The sequence below is a fragment of the Massilia sp. PAMC28688 genome, assembly GCF_019443445.1.
In the GTDB taxonomy this organism is placed as follows: Bacteria; Pseudomonadota; Gammaproteobacteria; order Burkholderiales; family Burkholderiaceae_D; genus Telluria_A.
In genome coordinates this window covers 487741-505153 of record NZ_CP080378.1, presented here as the reverse complement: position 1 = coordinate 505153, position 17413 = coordinate 487741, and the positions used below count along the sequence as shown (strand labels likewise).

Sequence of the window (17413 nt, the reverse complement as noted above, 5' to 3'; positions counted from 1 at the left end):
CATGCCGCAGCAAAAGACCTACCCGCACCACCTCGATATCAAGCCAGTCATGAGCGTGGAGGGCGTGGTGCGGCTGCCGGGGTCCAAGAGCATTTCCAACCGCACCTTGCTGCTGGCGGCCCTGTGCGAGGGCAGCACCACCATCCACGACCTGCTGGCGTCAGACGACACGCTTGTCATGCTGGGCGCCCTGCGTTCACTCGGCATCGAGTGGGACCAGGTGGACGAGCGCACCCACATCGTCAAGGGCGCCGGCGGTACGCTGCCTAACAAGGAAGCGGATCTCTTCATGGGCAATGCCGGTACGGCCATCCGTCCGCTGACGGCGGCGCTGGCGGTCATCGGCGGCGACTTCACGCTGCATGGCGTATCGCGCATGCACGAGCGGCCCATTGGCGACCTGGTGGATGCCTTGAATGCCGTGGGCGCCCAGATTGAATATACGGGGGTGGAAGGATACCCGCCGCTGCGCATCCGGCGTGGCCATATCCATGCTGACCGCATGGCGGTGCGCGGCAATGTCTCCAGCCAGTTTCTGACCGCGATCCTGATGGCGGCGCCCCTGATGGCGCGCGAGCATCCCGTGCACATTGACGTGGTGGGAGAACTGATCTCCAAGCCCTACATTGAAATCACCCTCAACCTGATGCGCCGCTTTGGGGTGACGGTGGAGCAGGATGGCTGGCAGTCATTCACGGTGCAGCCCGGACAGCAGTACCGCAGCCCGGGCCAGATCCATGTGGAAGGCGACGCCTCGTCAGCTTCCTACTTCCTGGCCGCCGGCGCCATCGGCGTGGGGCCGGTGCGGGTGGAGGGCGTGGGCCGCGACAGTATCCAGGGCGACGTGCGCTTTGCCGAGGCGCTGGAGCAAATGGGCGCCACCATCACGCGCGGTGACAACTGGATCGAGGCGCGTTCCAACGGCGTGCTCAAAGCGATCGACGCTGACTTCAACCACATCCCCGATGCCGCCATGACGATTGCCGTGGCCGCGCTGTACGCCGACGGCACCAGCACGCTGCGCAATATCGCCAGCTGGCGGGTGAAGGAAACCGACCGCCTGTCGGCCATGGCGACCGAACTGCGCAAGCTGGGCGCCACGGTGGAAGAGGGCGCTGACTACATCAGCATCACGCCGCCGCAGGAAATTGCCGCTGCCACCATCGAGACCTACGACGACCACCGCATGGCCATGTGCTTTTCGCTGGCCACCATCGATGGCGCGGCGCGGCGCGGCAACGAGATGCGCATCCTGGACCCAAAGTGCGTGGCCAAGACCTTCCCGGATTATTTTGAAGCGTTCGCGGCAATTGCCAAAACCGAGCTTTTTTAGCCACATTGCCGCCGCCAGCGTATACCATGGCGCCTGTACCAACTGAGGTCTAGAACATGCCCACATCGAACATCCCCGTCATCGCCATCGACGGCCCCACTGCCTCGGGCAAAGGCACGGTGGCTCACAAGGTCGCCGACCGCCTCAAGTTCCACTACTTGGATTCGGGCGCGCTGTACCGCCTGACGGCGCTGTCGGCCATCCGGCGCGACACGCCGCTGACGGACGAACACGCCCTGGCCAAGCTGGCCGAGCACCTGTCGGTACACTTTTCCGGCCCGGACATCCTGCTGGCGAACGAAAACGTAACCCAGGCCATCCGCGCCGAGTCTGTTGGCAACATGGCATCGAAAATCGCTGCACTGCCGGCCGTGCGCCAGGCCCTGTTCAGCCTGCAGCTGGGCTTTCGCAAGCCGCCCGGGCTGGTGGCCGACGGGCGCGACATGGGCACTGTCATTTTCCCGCATGCACAATTGAAGGTTTTTCTCACCGCAAGCGTTGCGGCAAGAGCGCAACGGCGCTATAAGCAATTGATTGACAAGGGAATTCCTGCTAACATGGAAGACCTTCTGTCCGATTTGCAGGCGCGCGACGACCGTGATACTCAACGGGCCATCGCCCCGCTGGTCCCCGCAGAGGGCGCCCGCCTCCTCGATACGTCCAACATGACGGCCGATGAAGCCATTGAGCAAGTGCTCAAGTGGTACGCGGAAATCAAGTAAAGAATTGGCAGTACCCTGTAGTAGCAAGAGGTGCTTGCGCCGGCAATCCTGCCGGTGTCGGCGTTGTTTCAACCTAACCCAGTTTAAGTCGCATGGTGCGATCTCTGCTGGCTCACTCGTGTAAATCATATGTCTACAGCAACAACTGAAGCAAGCGGTATGGAAAGTTTTGCAGCACTCTTTGAAGAGTCGCTGTCACGTCAAGACATGCGCTCCGGCGAAGTCATTTCCGCTGAAGTCGTGCGCCTCGACCACAATTTCGTGATCGTCAACGCCGGCCTCAAGTCCGAAGCTTTCATTCCTATCGAAGAATTCAAGAACGACCAGGGCGAACTGGAAGTTCAAGTCGGCGACTTCGTTTCCGTAGCGATTGAGTCGCTGGAAAACGGTTTCGGCGACACCATCCTGTCGCGTGACAAGGCCAAGCGCCTGGCATCGTGGCTGGCACTGGAAAAAGCGATGGAATCGGGCGAGATCGTCGTCGGTACCGTCAATGGCAAGGTCAAGGGCGGCCTGACGGTTCTGACCAACGGCATCCGCGCCTTCCTGCCCGGTTCGCTGGTTGACACCCGTCCTGTCAAGGACACCACCCCATTCGAAGGCAAGACGCTCGAATTCAAGGTTATCAAGCTGGACCGCAAGCGTAACAACGTGGTGCTGTCGCGCCGCGCTGTGATCGAAGCTTCGATGGGCGAAGAGCGCCAGAAGCTGATGGAAACGCTGAAAGAAGGCACGGTTGTGACCGGCGTCGTCAAGAACATCACCGACTACGGCGCGTTCGTGGACCTGGGTGGCATCGACGGCCTGCTGCACATCACCGACCTGGCATGGCGCCGTGTGCGTCACCCGTCGGAAGTGCTGACGGTTGGCCAGGAAATCACCGCCAAGGTCCTGAAGTACGATCAGGAAAAGAACCGTGTTTCGCTGGGCGTGAAGCAGCTGGGCGACGATCCATGGACTGGCCTGTCGCGTCGCTATCCACAGAGCACCCGTCTGTTCGGCAAGGTTACCAACCTCACCGACTACGGCGCGTTCGTGGAAGTCGAGCAGGGCATCGAAGGCCTGGTCCACGTGTCGGAAATGGACTGGACCAACAAGAACGTGGCGCCAAACAAGGTTGTCCAGCTGGGCGACGAAGTCGAAGTCATGGTTCTGGAAATCGACGAAGAGCGTCGTCGCATTTCGCTGGGCATGAAGCAGTGCAAGGCCAACCCATGGGATGACTTCGGTGTCACCCACAAGAAGGGCGACAAGGTTAAAGGCGCCATCAAGTCGATCACCGACTTCGGCGTGTTCATCGGCCTGGCTGGCAACATCGACGGCCTGGTACACCTGTCGGACCTGTCCTGGACCGAAACCGGCGAAGAGGCAGTCCGCCGCTTCAAGAAAGGTGACGAGCTGGAAGCCATCGTTCTGGCCATCGACGTTGAGCGTGAGCGTGTTTCCCTGGGCGTCAAGCAGCTCGAAGGTGACCCATTCAACAACTTCGCGGCAATGAACGACAAGGGCTCCCTGGTAACGGGTACGGTCAAGTCGGTCGAAGCCAAGGGCGCTGTGATCCAGCTGTCCGAAGAAGTGGAAGGCTACCTGCGCGCATCGGAAATCTCGCGTGACCGCGTGGAAGATGCCGGCACCCACCTGAAGGTTGGTGATTCGGTTGAAGCGCTGGTGATCAACATTGACCGCAAGGCTCGCAGCATCCAGCTGTCGATCAAGGCGAAAGACAATGTCGAGACCCAGGAAGCGATGCAGAAGATGGCAACTTCGTCGGACAGCAACGCTGCATCGGGCACCACCAGCCTGGGCGCGCTGCTCAAGGCCAAGTTCGATAACAAGAACTAAGACAGTCGGAATCGCCAGATGACGAAGTCCGAACTCATCAACCGCCTTGCTGAGCGCTATTCTCAGCTGGTGGCCAAGGATGCGGAGTACGCCGTCAAGACCATCCTCGATGCCATGACCAACGCTTTGGCGACGGGTCAGCGCATCGAGATCCGCGGTTTTGGCAGTTTTGCGCTGAACAGCCGGCCACCGCGCATCGGACGCAATCCGAAGTCGGGCGACAAGGTGATGGTGCCCGAAAAACGGGTACCGCACTTCAAGCCTGGCAAGCAATTGCGGGAGCGGGTCGATGCGATGGTAGGGCAACCGATCATTGAAGACTGAGTCGCCTCTGGCGGCGACAACAGAAACGGCATCTGCGGGTGCCGTTTTTTTTCGCGTGTACGGCGCGCACAGCATCCGCATATCAATTTCCTCCAGCCAGGGTCAGACCACTTAAACGCGTCAAAATCAATGTTTTGTCGCCAAGATCAAGTTACCCAAATCCCCGCGAATCAATAACCCAACCGAAACGCCCGCCGTAGATTGGTCTCTCAATCAATTTCCCCCAGGCGGGGTCAGACCACTTAAACGCACTAAAATCAATGTCTCACGGCCAAATATCGGCCTTTCCTTGCGCCCGAAAAACTCCGCCCACGCGGATTGTTTCGATCAGCTGTGACTGTCAGCTCCTTTTCCTGGGTTCGTCCATTCAGCGCGAACAGTCAAGTGCGAAGTCTTTTGACGCCGAAAAAAGTTGCAAAAAGCCGCAAAAAGTGGTCTGACCCTGGAGGATGGAAACAAGCGTGGGGGTGCGCGCGGTGGTGGGGGACGTTGCAAATTCGTCGTTTAAGTGGTCTGACCCTGAAGGTAGGAAATGATGGGCGCGCGCGGGCCGGCGCTTAGGGCGAGGCGCCATTTGGTGTAAGATGCCACACTGTCGACCTCTTTAATCTAGGCAAGTCCGATGAAATTTGTTTCCACGATTGTTGGCGTGATCCTGTTTGTGCTGTTTTTCGGATTCGCGATGAAGAACGATCATCAGGTGGACCTGAACTTTTTCCTGGGCTACCAGCTCCATGGGCCGCTGGTGCTGATGTTGCTGGGATTTTTTGTCGCCGGCGCAGCCCTCGGCATCCTGGCCGTGACCCCTACCGTATTCCGCCATCGCCGCGAGACAAGCAAGCACAAAACCACTATCCAGGCACTGCAGAGCGTGGCCCGCACCGGCCCCGGCGCCCCCGCGCCCGACAGTGTGAATCCCCAGCCGTAAAAACAATACCAAAAAGACTCGCATGGAATTTGAAACCTGGATGCTCATCGGCATCCCCCTGTTTTTTGCCATGGGCTGGATCACGGCCCGCGTCGATATCAAGCAGCTCGTGTCCGAGTCGCGCACGCTGCCGCGCGGCTATTTCAAGGGCTTGAATTTCCTCCTCAACGAGCAGCCCGACAAGGCCATCGATGCCTTTATCGAGATCGTCAAGTTCGATCCGGAAACTGCCGACATGCACTTTGCCCTCGGTAACCTGTTCCGCCGCCGCGGCGAGATCGAGCGCGCCATCCGCGTCCACCAGAACCTGCTCTCGCGCCCCGATCTCCCGGCCGAAGAGCAAGCCCACGCCCGCTACGAGCTGGGCATGGATTACCTGAAAGCGGGCCTGCTCGACCGCGCCGAGGAAACCTTCAATGGCCTGGTCGAGACCCCCTATGCAGTCCAGGCCCGCCGCGCCCTGCTGGAAATCTTTCAGCGCGAAAAGGAATGGATCCGCGCCATCGATGCCGCCCGCGGCCTGCAGGAATCCGGCGCCGGCGCGCGCCAGAAGGAAATTGCCCAGTTTTATTGCGAGCTGGCCCAGGATGCCCTGGTGCACCTGCATATCGCCGATGCGCTGGCGCTGCTCGACAAGGCTGTCCACACCGACCGCAAGAACGTGCGCGCCACCATGCTCACCGGCGACGCCCAACTGGCCCAGGGCGATGTGGAAGGCGCTCTCATGACGTGGCGCCGGGTCGAGCAGCAAAGCGTGCCCCACGTGGCCCTGGTGGCCGGGCGCCTGATGGATGGCTACCGCAAGGTGGGCCGCCCGCAGGAAGGCGTCAACCTGCTGCGTTCCTACCTGGCTGAAGCGTCGTCCATCGACCTGATCGAGGTGGTGTTCAAGGCCGTGATCGAGCTCGATGGTGTGGACGCGGCCAAGGAACTGGTGGTTGATGAACTGCGCCGTAACCCGACCCTGCTGGGCCTGGACAAGCTGCTTGAAGCGCGCCTCATGGACGCGCCGGCCAACATTTGGGAAGAATTGTCGATGGTGAAAAACCTGATCCACGGCTACACCCAGAAGCTGGCCCGCTACCGCTGCAGCCACTGCGGTTTCAAGGCGCGCCAGTTCTACTGGCAATGTCCGGGATGCAGCAACTGGGAAACCTACCCGCCCCGCCGCACTGAAGAACTTAATGTGATGAACTAACCGCCGTGACCCGTCCATGATCAGCCGCCTCCTTACCGCCGACAGCTATCCGCCCATCGCCGCCCCCGACCTGGCCGCGGTGCGCATTCTCGTGGTGGGCGATGTCATGCTCGACCGTTACTGGTTTGGCGACGTCAGCCGCATTTCGCCGGAAGCGCCGGTGCCGGTGGTGCGCATTGAAAAGCGCGAAGAGCGCCTCGGTGGCGCGGCCAACGTGGCGCGCAATGCGGCCGCTCTCGGTGCCCACTGCGGCCTGCTGGGCGTGGTCGGGGCCGATGAAGCCGGCGCCCAGGTGGCGCAGCTGCTGCAGGATGCGGCCATCCACAGCTATCTGCAGCGCGACGAGGCAATCTCGACCATCATCAAGCTGCGTGTCATTGGCCGCCAGCAGCAGCTGCTGCGCATCGATTTCGAAGATGCGCCGACCGACACCGTGCTGCGCGACAAGCTCAGCCAGTTCAACACCTTGCTGCCCGCTTATGATGTGGTCATCATGTCCGACTACAACAAGGGCAGCCTGGTCAATGTCACCCACATGATCGAAGCGGCCCGCGCCGCGGGCAAGATTGTGATGGTCGACCCCAAGGGCGATGATTTCTCGCCTTATGCCGGGGCCACCGTGCTGACACCCAACAAGTCGGAACTGCGCCGCATCGTCGGCAGCTGGTCCACCGAAGAGCAACTCACCACCAAGGCCCAGGCCCTGCGCGAGCAGCTGCGCCTCGATGCCCTGCTGCTCACCCGCTCGGAAGAGGGCATGACGCTGTACACGGCCGGTGAAATCCTGCACATGCATGCCGACGCGCGCGAGGTGTACGACGTCTCGGGCGCCGGCGACACCGTCATTGCCACCATGGCCGCCATGCTGGGCGCACGCATGCCCATGGCCGACGCCATCATGACCGCCAACCGCGCCGGCGGCATTGTGGTGGGCAAGCTCGGCACCGCCACCGTCACCCGCGAAGAACTCTTCGGTAAGTAAACAAGCCGCCTTGCGCGCCCTCAATCGTGCGGGTCAACTGCACGCCCCGGGCTGGCCGTTCTCGGGACGGGAACGGCATGGTGCTGTCCCGTTCATTTACTTAACGGAGAACATATGATCAAGAAACTGATGCTGGCCGTGGCCAGCCTGCTGGCGACGATGAGCATGGCTTTTGCGCAGGTGGACGTCAACAAGGCGGACGTGGCCGCGCTCGACGCGGTCAAGGGCGTGGGGCCGTCCATGTCCAAGGCCATCCTGGACGAGCGGGCCAAGGGCGAATTCAAGGACTGGCCCGACTTTCAAAAGCGCGTGAAAGGCGTGGGCGAAAAGCGCGCCGCCAAGCTGTCGGAAGCAGGCCTGGTGGTGGCGGGCAAGCCGCTGGCAGGCGCAGCGGCCGCTCCCAAGGCTGCGGTCAAGGGCAAGCCGGCTGATGCCAAGGCAGCGCCTGCCGCCCGCATGTAAGGGCGCAAGGTAAGCGCCAGTTCGACGCGCCGCCATCCGGGCGGCGCTGCTGCTGCCTGCGCATCGTCCGCTTCCTCTTCCTCTTCCGTCCGCTTGCCGCCCGTGTTCCTGTCCCGATTTTTTCGCCTGTAACGACGCCCCGCGCGGGCCGCCCCATGAGAAGATAGCGCCAGCTTATATTCAAGGGATAACGATGCGCCTCGCCACCATGCTGCTGTTCGCTCTCATCGGCGCCAACGCCGCCGCCACCTCGCTGCCGGCCACGGGCGCCGCCGGGCCCGATACCACCCGCCGCCAGCCCCAGATCGATGCCATCACGGCGGCCGTGTCGCCCGAGCGCATCGAAGCCTATGTGCGCAAGCTGGTCAGCTTTGAAACGCGCCACACGATGTCCGATACCGTGTCCGACAAGACCGGCATTGGCGCGGCCCGGCGCTGGATCAAGGCCGAACTGGAGCGCTGCAGCACGCAGGCGGGCGCTCGCCTGCAGGTCGCCTTCGACAGCCATGTCGCGCCCGTGTCGGCGCGCATTTCGCGCCCCACGGACATCGTCAATGTGGTGGCCACCTTGCCCGGCAGCCAGAAGGCGTCGAGCGAGCGCATCTATGTAGTCAGCGGCCATTACGACTCGCGCAATACCGACATCATGGATGCCACCGGTGCCGCGCCCGGGGCCAACGATGACGCTTCCGGCACCGCTGCCGTCATGGAACTGGCCTGCATCATGGCGCGCCACCGCTTCGATGCCACGCTGGTATTCATGGCCGTGGCGGCCGAAGAGCAGGGCTTGCTGGGCGCGGCGCACTGGGCCGAGCAGGCAAGGCAGAAAAACCTGAACATCGGTGCCATGTTCACCAACGACATCATTGGCAGTTCGCGCGCAGACGACGGCCGGGTCGATGATGCCCAGGTGCGCCTGTTCGCCGAAAGCATACCCGCCACCAGGGAGCTCAACGACATCAACCGCGGCCTGCTTGCCACCGGCGGCGAGAACGATTCCATCTCGCGCCAGCTGGCACGCCACGTCAAGGAAGTGGGCGAGCGCTACGTGCCCAATTTCAAGGTCAACATCATCCAGCGCCGCGACCGCTACCTGCGCGGGGGTGACCACATGCCTTTCCTGGAACGGGGCTATGCGGCATTGCGCTTTTCGGAGCCGAATGAAGACTATGCTCACCAGCACCAGAACGTGCGGGTGGAAGAGGGCAAGCAATATGGCGACCTGCCCGAATTCAATGATTACCACTACATTGCCCGCGTGGCGCGCGTCAACGCCGCGGCCCTCGCGTCGCTGGCACTGGCCCCGGCAGCGCCGCACAAGGTACAGATGCGGACCGACAAGCTGGAGAACGATTCGACCATGGTGTGGCAGCCCAATACCGAGCCGGACCTGGCCGGCTACCGCATCGTATGGCGTGAAACCACGGCCGCCCTGTGGCAGGGCGCACGCTTCGTGGGCAACGTCACGCAGGCAACAATCAAGCTGTCCAAGGATAATTATTTCTTCGGCGTGCAGGCGGTCGACAAGGATGGCAACGTGAGCGTGGCAAGCTATCCGGTGCCGGTGCGCTAGGCCGCCGCCAGGCTCGCACGGCATGGCGCCAGGCGGTGGCTGTGTTACATTGGTACGCCATACCGTCTGTACTGGCTGGGCATGCGGGCCGGTGCCGCGCCGCTACTTCCTGTGAGCCAAGGATCACCACGTGACGTACTGTCCACCCCGCATCATATTGTTGTTGAGCACGCTGCTGACGGCGTGCCTGCCGGTCGCGGCCAAGGAAACGGTCCGGCTGGCGTCGGATGAATGGTGCCCCTATGTGTGCGTGCGCGACGGCCGCATCAGCGGCGGCTTCGTGGTGGAGGCAACCACGCGCGCACTGGGCACCATGGGAATCCGGGTCGAGCCCATGCTGCTGCCGCTCAACCGCGCCATGCGCCAGACCCTCGCCGGCACCATTGACGGCGTGTTCGCGCCGCCGGAAGATGCCGGGCTGCGCCCCGGGCCCGTGCTGGGCTATTCGCGCGCCTGCTTTTTTACCAGCACCCGATCGAGCTGGAGCTACCGTGGCCTGTGGTCGCTCAAGGGCGTGCGGCTGGGCGTGATTGGCGACTATGAATATGATAATGGCGACATGGATGCCTTTATCGTGTCGCACCGTGGTAATCGGCATGCGATTGATTTTTCCTACGGCACCAACGCCGGCACCACCAATGCGAAAAAATTGCTGGGCGGGCGCTTTCCCGTCTTGCTCGAGCATGAACTCGTCATGTACAAGCTCATCAGCGAGATGAAGGCCGAGGGACGTTTCCGCAACGCCGGCTGCCTGGAAAACACCTTCGCGCTGCGGGCCGGCTTCTCGCCCCACAACAAGCGCAGCGGCAAATGGGCTGCGGCGCTGGCGCAGGGAGTGGCCCGGCTGGAAAAGTCGGGCGAGCTGGCGCGGCTGCGCGAGCGCCATGGCGTCGCTGCCACCCCCGGCGACGGCAAGCCACGGGTGCAGTCCCTGTTTTAGGCAAGCACAGCGCTTAGGCGGCAACAAGTTGCCGCGTCTCATACGCCCCCGGGCGGGCTGGATTAAAATATGCGTTCGATCACCTCCCGAAGAGTCTCCATGCCTTACAAAACCATCGAAGATACGATCGGCAATACGCCCCTGGTGCAGCTGGTGCGCCTGCCGGGCGCCGACGCTGCCGCGCGCAACAACATCATCCTTGGCAAGATGGAAGGCGACAACCCGGCCGGCTCCGTCAAGGACCGGGCAGCCATGTCCATGCTGCGGCGGGCCGAGGAGCGGGGCCAGATCAAGCCCGGTGTCACCCTGATCGAGGCGACCAGCGGCAACACGGGCATTGCACTGGCCATGGCCGCTGCCATCCGCGGCTACAAGATGCTGCTCCTGATGCCGGAATACCTGTCGATCGAGCGGCGCCAGAGCATGGCCGCCTATGGCGCGGAGATCATCCTCACCCCCAAGACGGGCGGCATGGAATATGCGCGCGACATGGCCGAGCAGCTCCAGCGCGACGGCAAGGGCATCATCCTTGATCAGTTCGGCAACCAGGACAATCCGCGCGCCCACTACGAGGGCACGGGGCCGGAAATCTGGCGCGACACCCAGGGCCAGGTGACCCACTTTGTCAGCGCCATGGGCACCACCGGCACCATCATGGGGGTGTCGCAGTATCTCAAGGAACAGAACGCGGCGATCCGCATCATTGGCGCCCAGCCGGAAGAAGGCTCGCAAATTCCCGGTATCCGCAAATGGCCCGAGGCCTACCTGCCCCGCATTTACGACAAGGCGCGGGTGGACCAGATTGAAGGCGTGAGCCAGGCCGCAGCCGAACAGATGGCGCGCCGCCTGGCAGCGGAAGAGGGCATTTTCTGCGGCATCTCGGCGGCCGGCGCCTGCGAGATTGCGCTGCGCATATCGCAGCAGGTGGAAAATGCCACCATCGTGTTTATCGTGTGCGACCGCGGCGACCGGTATTTGTCGACCGGCGTGTTTCCCGCCTGATTCAAGCGGGCCCGGCAGCTTCCAGAACGGCAAAGGGTGGCCCAGTGTGCGGCTTCGTGCGCCGTAAACTGGTCCACCCTTTTGTCTGCGCGTGTGCAGCGCAGTGCAGGCGCGCCCGCACGTGGCGGGTCGCCCCTACTCATCAGGACTGCTGTTCGCCTTCTTTTGGCTTGAACTGCTTGTCGCTAATACGAAATTTGTTGCGGCGATCGCCCATCAGATAGCGCAGGTCGCGGATCGACAGGTCCGACACTTCGTGCATGCGGATCAGCAGCGAAGCGCCAACCGGCAGGCGGTGGTGGCGAATCTTGGAAATGACCGGCGGCGCCACTTCGAGTGCGCGCGACAAGGCAGCGTCGTTCTTCAGGCGCAGGTTCTCGATCAGCGTATCGAGCAGGCGGTTAGGGTTGTATTGCAGCAGGTCATCGGAATCCGAATCGCTGTTCATATCAATGCCGACTTGGTTTGTCATGTCGTTACTTCCTATTGTGAGTTGTGTGCGTGGTCGATAAACGGACTTCGCTTGTAGCGACAACTATCGCAGTACGGCTGGCCAAATTTATCCGAGGGAAGACTTTTTAAAAACTATACACAATTGTACAAGCCTTTTTTAATCCTAGTACTCAAAAGCAATAGAAAACGCAAAAAAGGGTTTTGTATGTTGTCTGGTCGCAACATAGCCGCTGTGCAATTCTCTCACAAAACCACGGAAAGAATAATTGTTTTCGTAGAAAGTTTAAGTGTAGGGTAATTCTCGTGTACTGGACGCACAATACCTTTCACTACTAGCTCCGCAGCAATTTATTGCAGAGTATATCGCGCAGGGCCATATTTCCCGGGCACAAGGGAAAGCGGGGTCCCATACACCCGGGTAGTATGTGTCGCCGAGCACGGCGCGGCGCAGCGTCACCTGCGTACTTTCGTTACATTTGCTTACAAAGTTTCCCTTAGTATAAGACCTAACGCGACCGCCTGCGCTGAACGGCGCGCCCCAGTTCGATCACGGAGATTGCGTAGTAGTAACTGCGATTGTATTTGGTAATAGCAAAAAAATTATCCGATGCCAGCCAGTATTCGGTCGCTTCGGCCCCATTTTGCAGGTCCACCAGGCCGTACAGCCGGTCGGCGGGAGGGCGGCTCGCGGGGGCAATGCCGGCTGCCAGCAGTTCGTCGAGCTTGAATGTCGCTTCCAGGCCCTGGTCGAGAAAGCGCGACCAGGCCCGGCCGGCGGACACGTTGGCCGCGATCACCAGCGCGCCACTGTGGGTCCTTTGCCAGCCGTGCTTCACCAGAAAATTGGCCACGCTGCCCACCACATCGGCGGTTGACCCGCGCAGGTCCACCGCGCCATCCTGGTCATAATCGACACCGTAGGCCAGCACGCTGCCGGGCATGAACTGGGGCATGCCGATCGCGCCGGCAAAGGAGCCGAGCAGGGACAGGGGATCGACCCCGTTCTGGCGTGCCAGCACCAGTGCATTTTCCAGTTCGCCCCTGAAAAACGCCATGCGGCTGGCCTGGTTGGGCGCAGCCGGATAGGCAAAGGCGAGGGTGGTCAGCACGTCGAGCACCCGGAACCGTCCCGTGTCGCGCCCGTACACGGTCTCGATGCCAATGATGCCGACAATGATCTCGGCCGGCACCCCGTATTCCCGCTCGGCCCGTGCCAGCAGGGCGGCATGGTCGTTCCAGAACCTGACCCCGGCCCGGATCCGGATCGGCTCAATGTTAAGGGCGCGCACGGCATTCATGTTCTTGGGCTTGCCCGGCGGCCCCGGCTTGACCAGTTGCACCGCCGAGTCGACATACTTGATCTGGCGGATCAGGGCCGTCAGTTCGTCCCGCGGAAAGCCGTGGCGCAGTGATACCTCATCGGCAAAATCGCTCACTGCCTTCCATTCGGCGAAATTGACCTGTTCGCCCTGGTAGTCGACCTTGCGCGGCGCCGGCTTTTTCTTCGCGGCCTTGGCCCGTCGCGCCGTCCTGGCAGGCTTGGCTGGCTTGGCCTTCGCGGCCTTGACGCTGGCCGCGCGCGGCTTCTTCACTTGTGCGGCAGGCGCCGCAGCAGGCACCGCCAAGGCCAGGGACAGCAGGAATGGGAGCAGATATTTCATCGTGTACCGTTGAGCAGCTTCTTGAGGGTCGATACCAGTCCCGGCGCGCTGGCGTCCGGACCGTACTTGTGTGCGCTGTACAGCTGCAGGAAGCGCAGCGCGGCCTCCTTTTTCGAAGCTGCGAGGGTCGAGCCGGCCACGCGCGCAGCCCAGGCATTGGGCCCTTCGCCAGGCCCGCGCGTCATCCCGTGGCGCCCCAGGATGGTCCCCAGGGCGCCGTACAGGGCTTCCACCGGGTCCTGGCGCCGCCGCCGCTGCAGCGCGCCTGCCGCTGCCAGCAGCAGGCACAGGGCGGCAATGGCGCCCGCGGTGCGCCAGTTGCCCAGGGCATCCTTGACGCCTTCGAGCACACTGCTGCGGCGCTGCTGGTCGTAACTGAGTACCCATTGATCCCAGCCGTTGGAAAATGCGCTGAGCTGGAAACGCAGCCGGGCCAGCCATGGATTGCGTTCGCCCAGGCTGATCATGCCTTCCATGCCGGGCAGGTCATACTGGTCCGGCAAGGCCTGCTGCAAATTGCGCTCGATGCGCTCGGGCGCGATGGCCGCGGTCGGGTCCACCCGCACCCAGCCGCGCTGGCCCAGCCACACTTCGGCCCAGGCGTGGGCATCGGACTGGCGCACCGTCACAAAGTCGTCGACCGGATTGTGTTCGCCGCCCTGGTAGCCGGTGACCACGCGCGCCGGCACGCCGGCCGCCCGCATCAGGAACACGAAGGCGCTCGCATAGTGTTCACAAAAACCGGCCTTGGTGCGGTACAGGAAGTCGTCCACCGTGTTGGCAGCAAGCAGGGGCGGCTGCATGGTGTAGGAAAAGCCATCGCGCCGGAACATGGCCAGCACCGCGTTCACCCGTTTTGCCGGGTCAGGTTCGCTGCGCAGCTGCAGCCCGGCGCTGGTGGCCACGGGATTGAAGCCCCCCGGTAACGCCAGCCAGCGCTCGCGCCGGGGCAGGGTGGCGCCGCCATCGAGGGTATATGACGGGTGCGATTGCGCATCGTAGCGAACGCGCCGTTCAATGCCGATGCCCGCGCGCAGTTCCATGCTGCCGGTCATCCAGCTGCCCATGTTGGGCATGCGCGGCCGCGCCGTTGGCATATCCAATGCGAACAGCCATTGTTCGCGGTGCGGCTCCAGCGTCACCTGGTAGTTGACCGGCTGGCCATGCGTGACCAGCGTATCGGCCGTGGCGCGCCAGTCGCGCCGCGGCGGCTGGGTCCAGGTGCGCCCGTCAAATTCGGACAGCACCACGCCGCGCCAGTACAGCTGCGACTGGGCCGGACGCTGACCCTGGAACTTGACGCGAAAGGCAATCTCGCTCGACTCGGCCAGGCTGGCGATATTCCCCGGCGCCATGCTGTTGGACAGTCCCGTGCGGCCAGCCCCGGCATCGCCCGGCATGCCCCACAGGGGGCCTTGCACGCGCGGAAAGAGCAGGAACAGCGCCACCGCCAGCGGCGCGGCCAGTGCCAGCGTGCGCGCGGCCAGGCCCAGGCGCCGCAGCAGCGGCGGCACGGCGCCGCTGTACTGGAAGGACAGCTGGGCCGTGAGCAAGGCCACCACGGCGGCGCACATCATGGCGCCCATGCCGATGCTTTGCGAGTAGAAGAAGTTCGTCAGCAGCACAAAAAAGCACAGGTAGATGACCACGAACAGGTCGCGCCGCGCGTGCATTTCCAGCAGCTTGAAGGTCACCAGCAGCACCACCATGGCCACCCCCGCTTCGCGCCCGAGCAGGGTCTTGAAGGTGAGCAGGATGCCGCCCATGGCGGCAATGGCCAGCGGCAGCAGCAGCAGGGTGGGGGGCATGCGCGTGCCGCGGAAGGTGATCAGCGCGCGCCAGGCCAGCGTGGTGGCGCACAGCAGCGTCACCCACAGCGGCAAATGCAGCGCGTGTGGTGCCAGGACCAGCACGGTGGCCGCCAGCAGCAGCAAGGTGTCGGACTTGTCGCGCGAGAGCGTCAGCTGCAGGCGCGCCAGGCGCCCCTGCGGCAGCGCAGCGGCCGGGTGCGGGGCTTGCTGGTCAGCGCTGCGCTTCATGGCCGCACCGCGCCGCTGTCCTGGTACAGCGCCAGGGCGCGCAGGCACGCCGCCTGGTGCGCCGCGCCCACCGATGGCGCAAAGCGGGCCGCGCCAATGTGAAAGCCGTAGGGCAGGGCGCGCTGCTCGGCGTCGAGCACCCAGCGCGTCATGCGCGAGAGGCGCAATTCCAGGTCCAGCGTGGGCGGCAGCGCGGCAAAGTCGAGTACCAGTTCGGCCACATTGCCGCCTTCAAAATGCTTGGTCACCAGCTGCCCGCCCAGGGCCGGGTCGAGGCGCGCGATCTGGCGCCATGCCATGTGGCGCAGCGGGTCACCGGGCTGGTAGCTGCGGATGCCGCCAAAGTCGTCCTGGCCGGCCGTGCCATGGCCATCCTCGCTGGCCGTGCCGCCCATGGGCAGCGGCGGCGCACTGGGCTCGGGGAACGGATATACCAGCGCCCTGGCGTCGGGCTGCCAGTAGCTCCAGGCCACGAACAGCCCCAGGGGAAAGCGGGTGGACAGCTTGACGCGTGGCGCGGCCAGCCAGCCGCGCTCACTGCTGGGCGCCGACAGCAGCAGGGCGGCGTCGGAGCCGGCCATCACGTCGGTGACGTAGCGCGCCGTGTCCACGCTGGCAAAATCGGCCCACAAGGCGTAGCGTGCGCTGGCGCTGCGGTTGATGATGGTCAGCTCGAACTGCGCATCTTCGCCTGCGAACAGGGGATGGGCGCGCCCGGGACGCAGGTGCAGGTGCACCAGGTTGCGGTAGGTGTAATACATGTCGACTACCGCGCATGCAGCCAGGGCGAAGGTCAGTGCAAAGCCCAGGCCCAGGTTGTAGTTGGTCGACGCCACCAGCAGCACCAGCACCAGGGCGCCGAAGCCCACGCCTGCACCGGTGGGCAGGATGAACACGCGGCGCCGGGTCAGGAATACTTCGCCAGGTTCGGTCTCCTTGAGCCGGAACAGCCAGCGCTCGGCCTGGCGCCGCAGCAGCTGCGAGCTGGCCTGGGTCAGGGTGGAGAGGCGGGCGCTTGCCATGCGGGTCCTAGACCGGCACCGATTTTTGCAGCTGCAGCACCAGGTCGCGGCTGGCCAGGGCCGTGCCGTTGGCTGACTTGAGGGGACGCAGGCGGTGCGCGCACACCGGCACCAGCACCGCCTGCACGTCTTCCGGCACCACGTGGTTGCGCCCTTCCAGCGCGGCCCAGGCGCGCGCCGCCTGCAGCAGGGCGATGGCGGCGCGCGGCGACAAGCCTTCGGCAAACAGGCCGTTGTGGCGCGAGGCCTGGGCCAGTGCCTGCACGTAGTCGATCAGCGAGCCCGACGCGTGGATGTCGCGCAGCGCCTTTTGCGCCGCCGCCAGTTCGGCCGGCTGCATGGCGGCCGGCAGCGACTTGAGCATGCTGCGCCGGTCGTCGCCCATCAGCAGCGCGCGTTCGGCGGCGGCATCGGGGTAGCCCAGCGACAGGCACATGAGGAAGCGGTCGAGCTGCGACTCGGGCAGGGCAAAGGTGCCTACCTGGTGCAGCGGATTCTGGGTGGCGATCACGAAGAACGGTTCGGGCAGGGGGCGGGTGACGCCATCGGCGCTGACCTGGCGCTCTTCCATCGCTTCGAGCAGGCCGGACTGGGTCTTGGGCGTGGCGCGGTTGATTTCGTCGGCCAGCAGCACTTGCGTAAAGATGGGGCCGGGGTGGAACACGAAGCCATTCTTTTCGCGCTCGTACACGGAAATGCCGGCCACGTCCGCCGGCAGCAGGTCGCTCGTGAACTGCACGCGGTTAAATTTCAGGCCCAGCGAAATCGACAGGGCGTGCGCCAGCGTGGTCTTGCCGACGCCGGGAACGTCTTCCACCAGCAGGTGCCCGCCGGCCAGCAGGCAGGTGAGGGCCTGGCGCACCTGCAAGTCCTTGCCGACGATGACCTGGCTGACCTGGTGGGCTACTGCATGCAGTTTTTTGAACATGACT

At 63.5% G+C, this 17413-nt stretch carries 16 protein-coding genes; 11 read left to right on the top strand and 5 right to left on the bottom strand.

Annotated features, from left to right (window positions below; genetic code table 11):
- The first annotated feature begins 1 nt into the window (after position 1).
- From aroA to cysM, 11 genes are all read left to right on the top strand, one after another.
- Complete coding sequence (aroA, locus tag KY495_RS02170; protein ID WP_219882143.1) at positions 2-1333, top strand: 3-phosphoshikimate 1-carboxyvinyltransferase; 1332 nt, start codon at positions 2-4, stop codon at positions 1331-1333.
- 56 nt (positions 1334-1389) lie between these two features.
- Positions 1390-2055 carry a (d)CMP kinase gene (gene cmk / locus KY495_RS02165; protein ID WP_219882142.1) on the top strand — a complete coding sequence of 222 codons (666 nt, stop codon included), beginning with the start codon at positions 1390-1392 and terminating at the stop codon, positions 2053-2055.
- 129 nt (positions 2056-2184) lie between these two features.
- Positions 2185-3897: a 30S ribosomal protein S1 gene (gene rpsA / locus KY495_RS02160; protein WP_267876164.1), complete on the top strand. Its 1713-nt coding sequence runs from the start codon at positions 2185-2187 to the stop codon at positions 3895-3897.
- Between the two features lie 18 nt (positions 3898-3915).
- Entirely contained in the window at positions 3916-4221 is a 306-nt protein-coding gene (locus tag KY495_RS02155) for an integration host factor subunit beta (RefSeq protein WP_008446215.1), read from the top strand.
- Between the two features lie 622 nt (positions 4222-4843).
- Positions 4844-5149, top strand: coding sequence for a lipopolysaccharide assembly LapA domain-containing protein (locus tag KY495_RS02150; protein ID WP_219882140.1), 306 nt, complete (start codon positions 4844-4846; stop codon positions 5147-5149).
- 22 nt (positions 5150-5171) lie between these two features.
- Complete coding sequence (gene lapB, locus KY495_RS02145) at positions 5172-6347, top strand: lipopolysaccharide assembly protein LapB (RefSeq protein WP_219882139.1); 1176 nt, start codon at positions 5172-5174, stop codon at positions 6345-6347.
- Between the two features lie 16 nt (positions 6348-6363).
- Positions 6364-7329, top strand: a complete 966-nt coding sequence (gene rfaE1 / locus KY495_RS02140; protein WP_219882138.1) for a D-glycero-beta-D-manno-heptose-7-phosphate kinase — start codon at positions 6364-6366, stop codon at positions 7327-7329.
- A gap of 114 nt (positions 7330-7443) precedes the next feature.
- Positions 7444-7791, top strand: coding sequence for a helix-hairpin-helix domain-containing protein (locus KY495_RS02135; protein ID WP_219882137.1), 348 nt, complete (start codon positions 7444-7446; stop codon positions 7789-7791).
- A gap of 193 nt (positions 7792-7984) precedes the next feature.
- Positions 7985-9364: a M20/M25/M40 family metallo-hydrolase gene (locus tag KY495_RS02130; RefSeq protein ID WP_219882136.1), complete on the top strand. Its 1380-nt coding sequence runs from the start codon at positions 7985-7987 to the stop codon at positions 9362-9364.
- Between the two features lie 130 nt (positions 9365-9494).
- Positions 9495-10304 carry a transporter substrate-binding domain-containing protein gene (locus KY495_RS02125; protein WP_219882135.1) on the top strand — a complete coding sequence of 270 codons (810 nt, stop codon included), beginning with the start codon at positions 9495-9497 and terminating at the stop codon, positions 10302-10304.
- A gap of 99 nt (positions 10305-10403) precedes the next feature.
- Entirely contained in the window at positions 10404-11306 is a 903-nt protein-coding gene (gene cysM / locus KY495_RS02120) for a cysteine synthase CysM (RefSeq protein WP_219882134.1), read from the top strand.
- 142 nt (positions 11307-11448) lie between these two features.
- Here the strand turns inward: cysM and KY495_RS02115 are convergent, their stop codons facing one another.
- The 5 genes from KY495_RS02115 to KY495_RS02095 form a co-directional block, all read right to left on the bottom strand.
- On the bottom strand, positions 11449-11778 hold the full coding sequence (locus KY495_RS02115) for a hypothetical protein (RefSeq protein ID WP_219882133.1): 330 nt from the start codon (positions 11776-11778) through the stop codon (positions 11449-11451).
- A 487-nt stretch (positions 11779-12265) separates the two neighbouring features.
- Positions 12266-13420 (bottom strand): lytic murein transglycosylase B, encoded by a 1155-nt coding sequence (gene mltB / locus KY495_RS02110; RefSeq protein ID WP_219882132.1) that lies wholly within the window; start codon positions 13418-13420, stop codon positions 12266-12268.
- Positions 13417-15459, bottom strand: a complete 2043-nt coding sequence (locus KY495_RS02105; protein ID WP_219882131.1) for a DUF3488 and transglutaminase-like domain-containing protein — start codon at positions 15457-15459, stop codon at positions 13417-13419. The genes mltB and KY495_RS02105 overlap by 4 nt, the downstream gene beginning before the upstream one ends.
- Positions 15456-16481: a DUF58 domain-containing protein gene (locus tag KY495_RS02100; RefSeq protein WP_219882130.1), complete on the bottom strand. Its 1026-nt coding sequence runs from the start codon at positions 16479-16481 to the stop codon at positions 15456-15458. The genes KY495_RS02105 and KY495_RS02100 overlap by 4 nt, the downstream gene beginning before the upstream one ends.
- Before the next feature lie 7 nt (positions 16482-16488).
- Positions 16489-17409, bottom strand: coding sequence for a MoxR family ATPase (locus KY495_RS02095; protein ID WP_219882129.1), 921 nt, complete (start codon positions 17407-17409; stop codon positions 16489-16491).
- Between the last annotated feature and the right edge of the window lie 4 nt (positions 17410-17413).

Coding starts and splice junctions, on each gene's coding strand:
- aroA (WP_219882143.1), top strand. CDS start 2: ATGCCGCAGCAAAAGACCTACCCGCACCACCTCGATATCAAGCCAGTC.
- cmk (WP_219882142.1), top strand. CDS start 1,390: ATGCCCACATCGAACATCCCCGTCATCGCCATCGACGGCCCCACTGCC.
- rpsA (WP_267876164.1), top strand. CDS start 2,185: ATGTCTACAGCAACAACTGAAGCAAGCGGTATGGAAAGTTTTGCAGCA.
- KY495_RS02155 (WP_008446215.1), top strand. CDS start 3,916: ATGACGAAGTCCGAACTCATCAACCGCCTTGCTGAGCGCTATTCTCAG.
- KY495_RS02150 (WP_219882140.1), top strand. CDS start 4,844: ATGAAATTTGTTTCCACGATTGTTGGCGTGATCCTGTTTGTGCTGTTT.
- lapB (WP_219882139.1), top strand. CDS start 5,172: ATGGAATTTGAAACCTGGATGCTCATCGGCATCCCCCTGTTTTTTGCC.
- rfaE1 (WP_219882138.1), top strand. CDS start 6,364: ATGATCAGCCGCCTCCTTACCGCCGACAGCTATCCGCCCATCGCCGCC.
- KY495_RS02135 (WP_219882137.1), top strand. CDS start 7,444: ATGATCAAGAAACTGATGCTGGCCGTGGCCAGCCTGCTGGCGACGATG.
- KY495_RS02130 (WP_219882136.1), top strand. CDS start 7,985: ATGCGCCTCGCCACCATGCTGCTGTTCGCTCTCATCGGCGCCAACGCC.
- cysM (WP_219882134.1), top strand. CDS start 10,404: ATGCCTTACAAAACCATCGAAGATACGATCGGCAATACGCCCCTGGTG.
- KY495_RS02115 (WP_219882133.1), bottom strand. CDS start 11,778: ATGACAAACCAAGTCGGCATTGATATGAACAGCGATTCGGATTCCGAT.
- mltB (WP_219882132.1), bottom strand. CDS start 13,420: ATGAAATATCTGCTCCCATTCCTGCTGTCCCTGGCCTTGGCGGTGCCT.
- KY495_RS02105 (WP_219882131.1), bottom strand. CDS start 15,459: ATGAAGCGCAGCGCTGACCAGCAAGCCCCGCACCCGGCCGCTGCGCTG.
- KY495_RS02100 (WP_219882130.1), bottom strand. CDS start 16,481: ATGGCAAGCGCCCGCCTCTCCACCCTGACCCAGGCCAGCTCGCAGCTG.
- KY495_RS02095 (WP_219882129.1), bottom strand. CDS start 17,409: ATGTTCAAAAAACTGCATGCAGTAGCCCACCAGGTCAGCCAGGTCATC.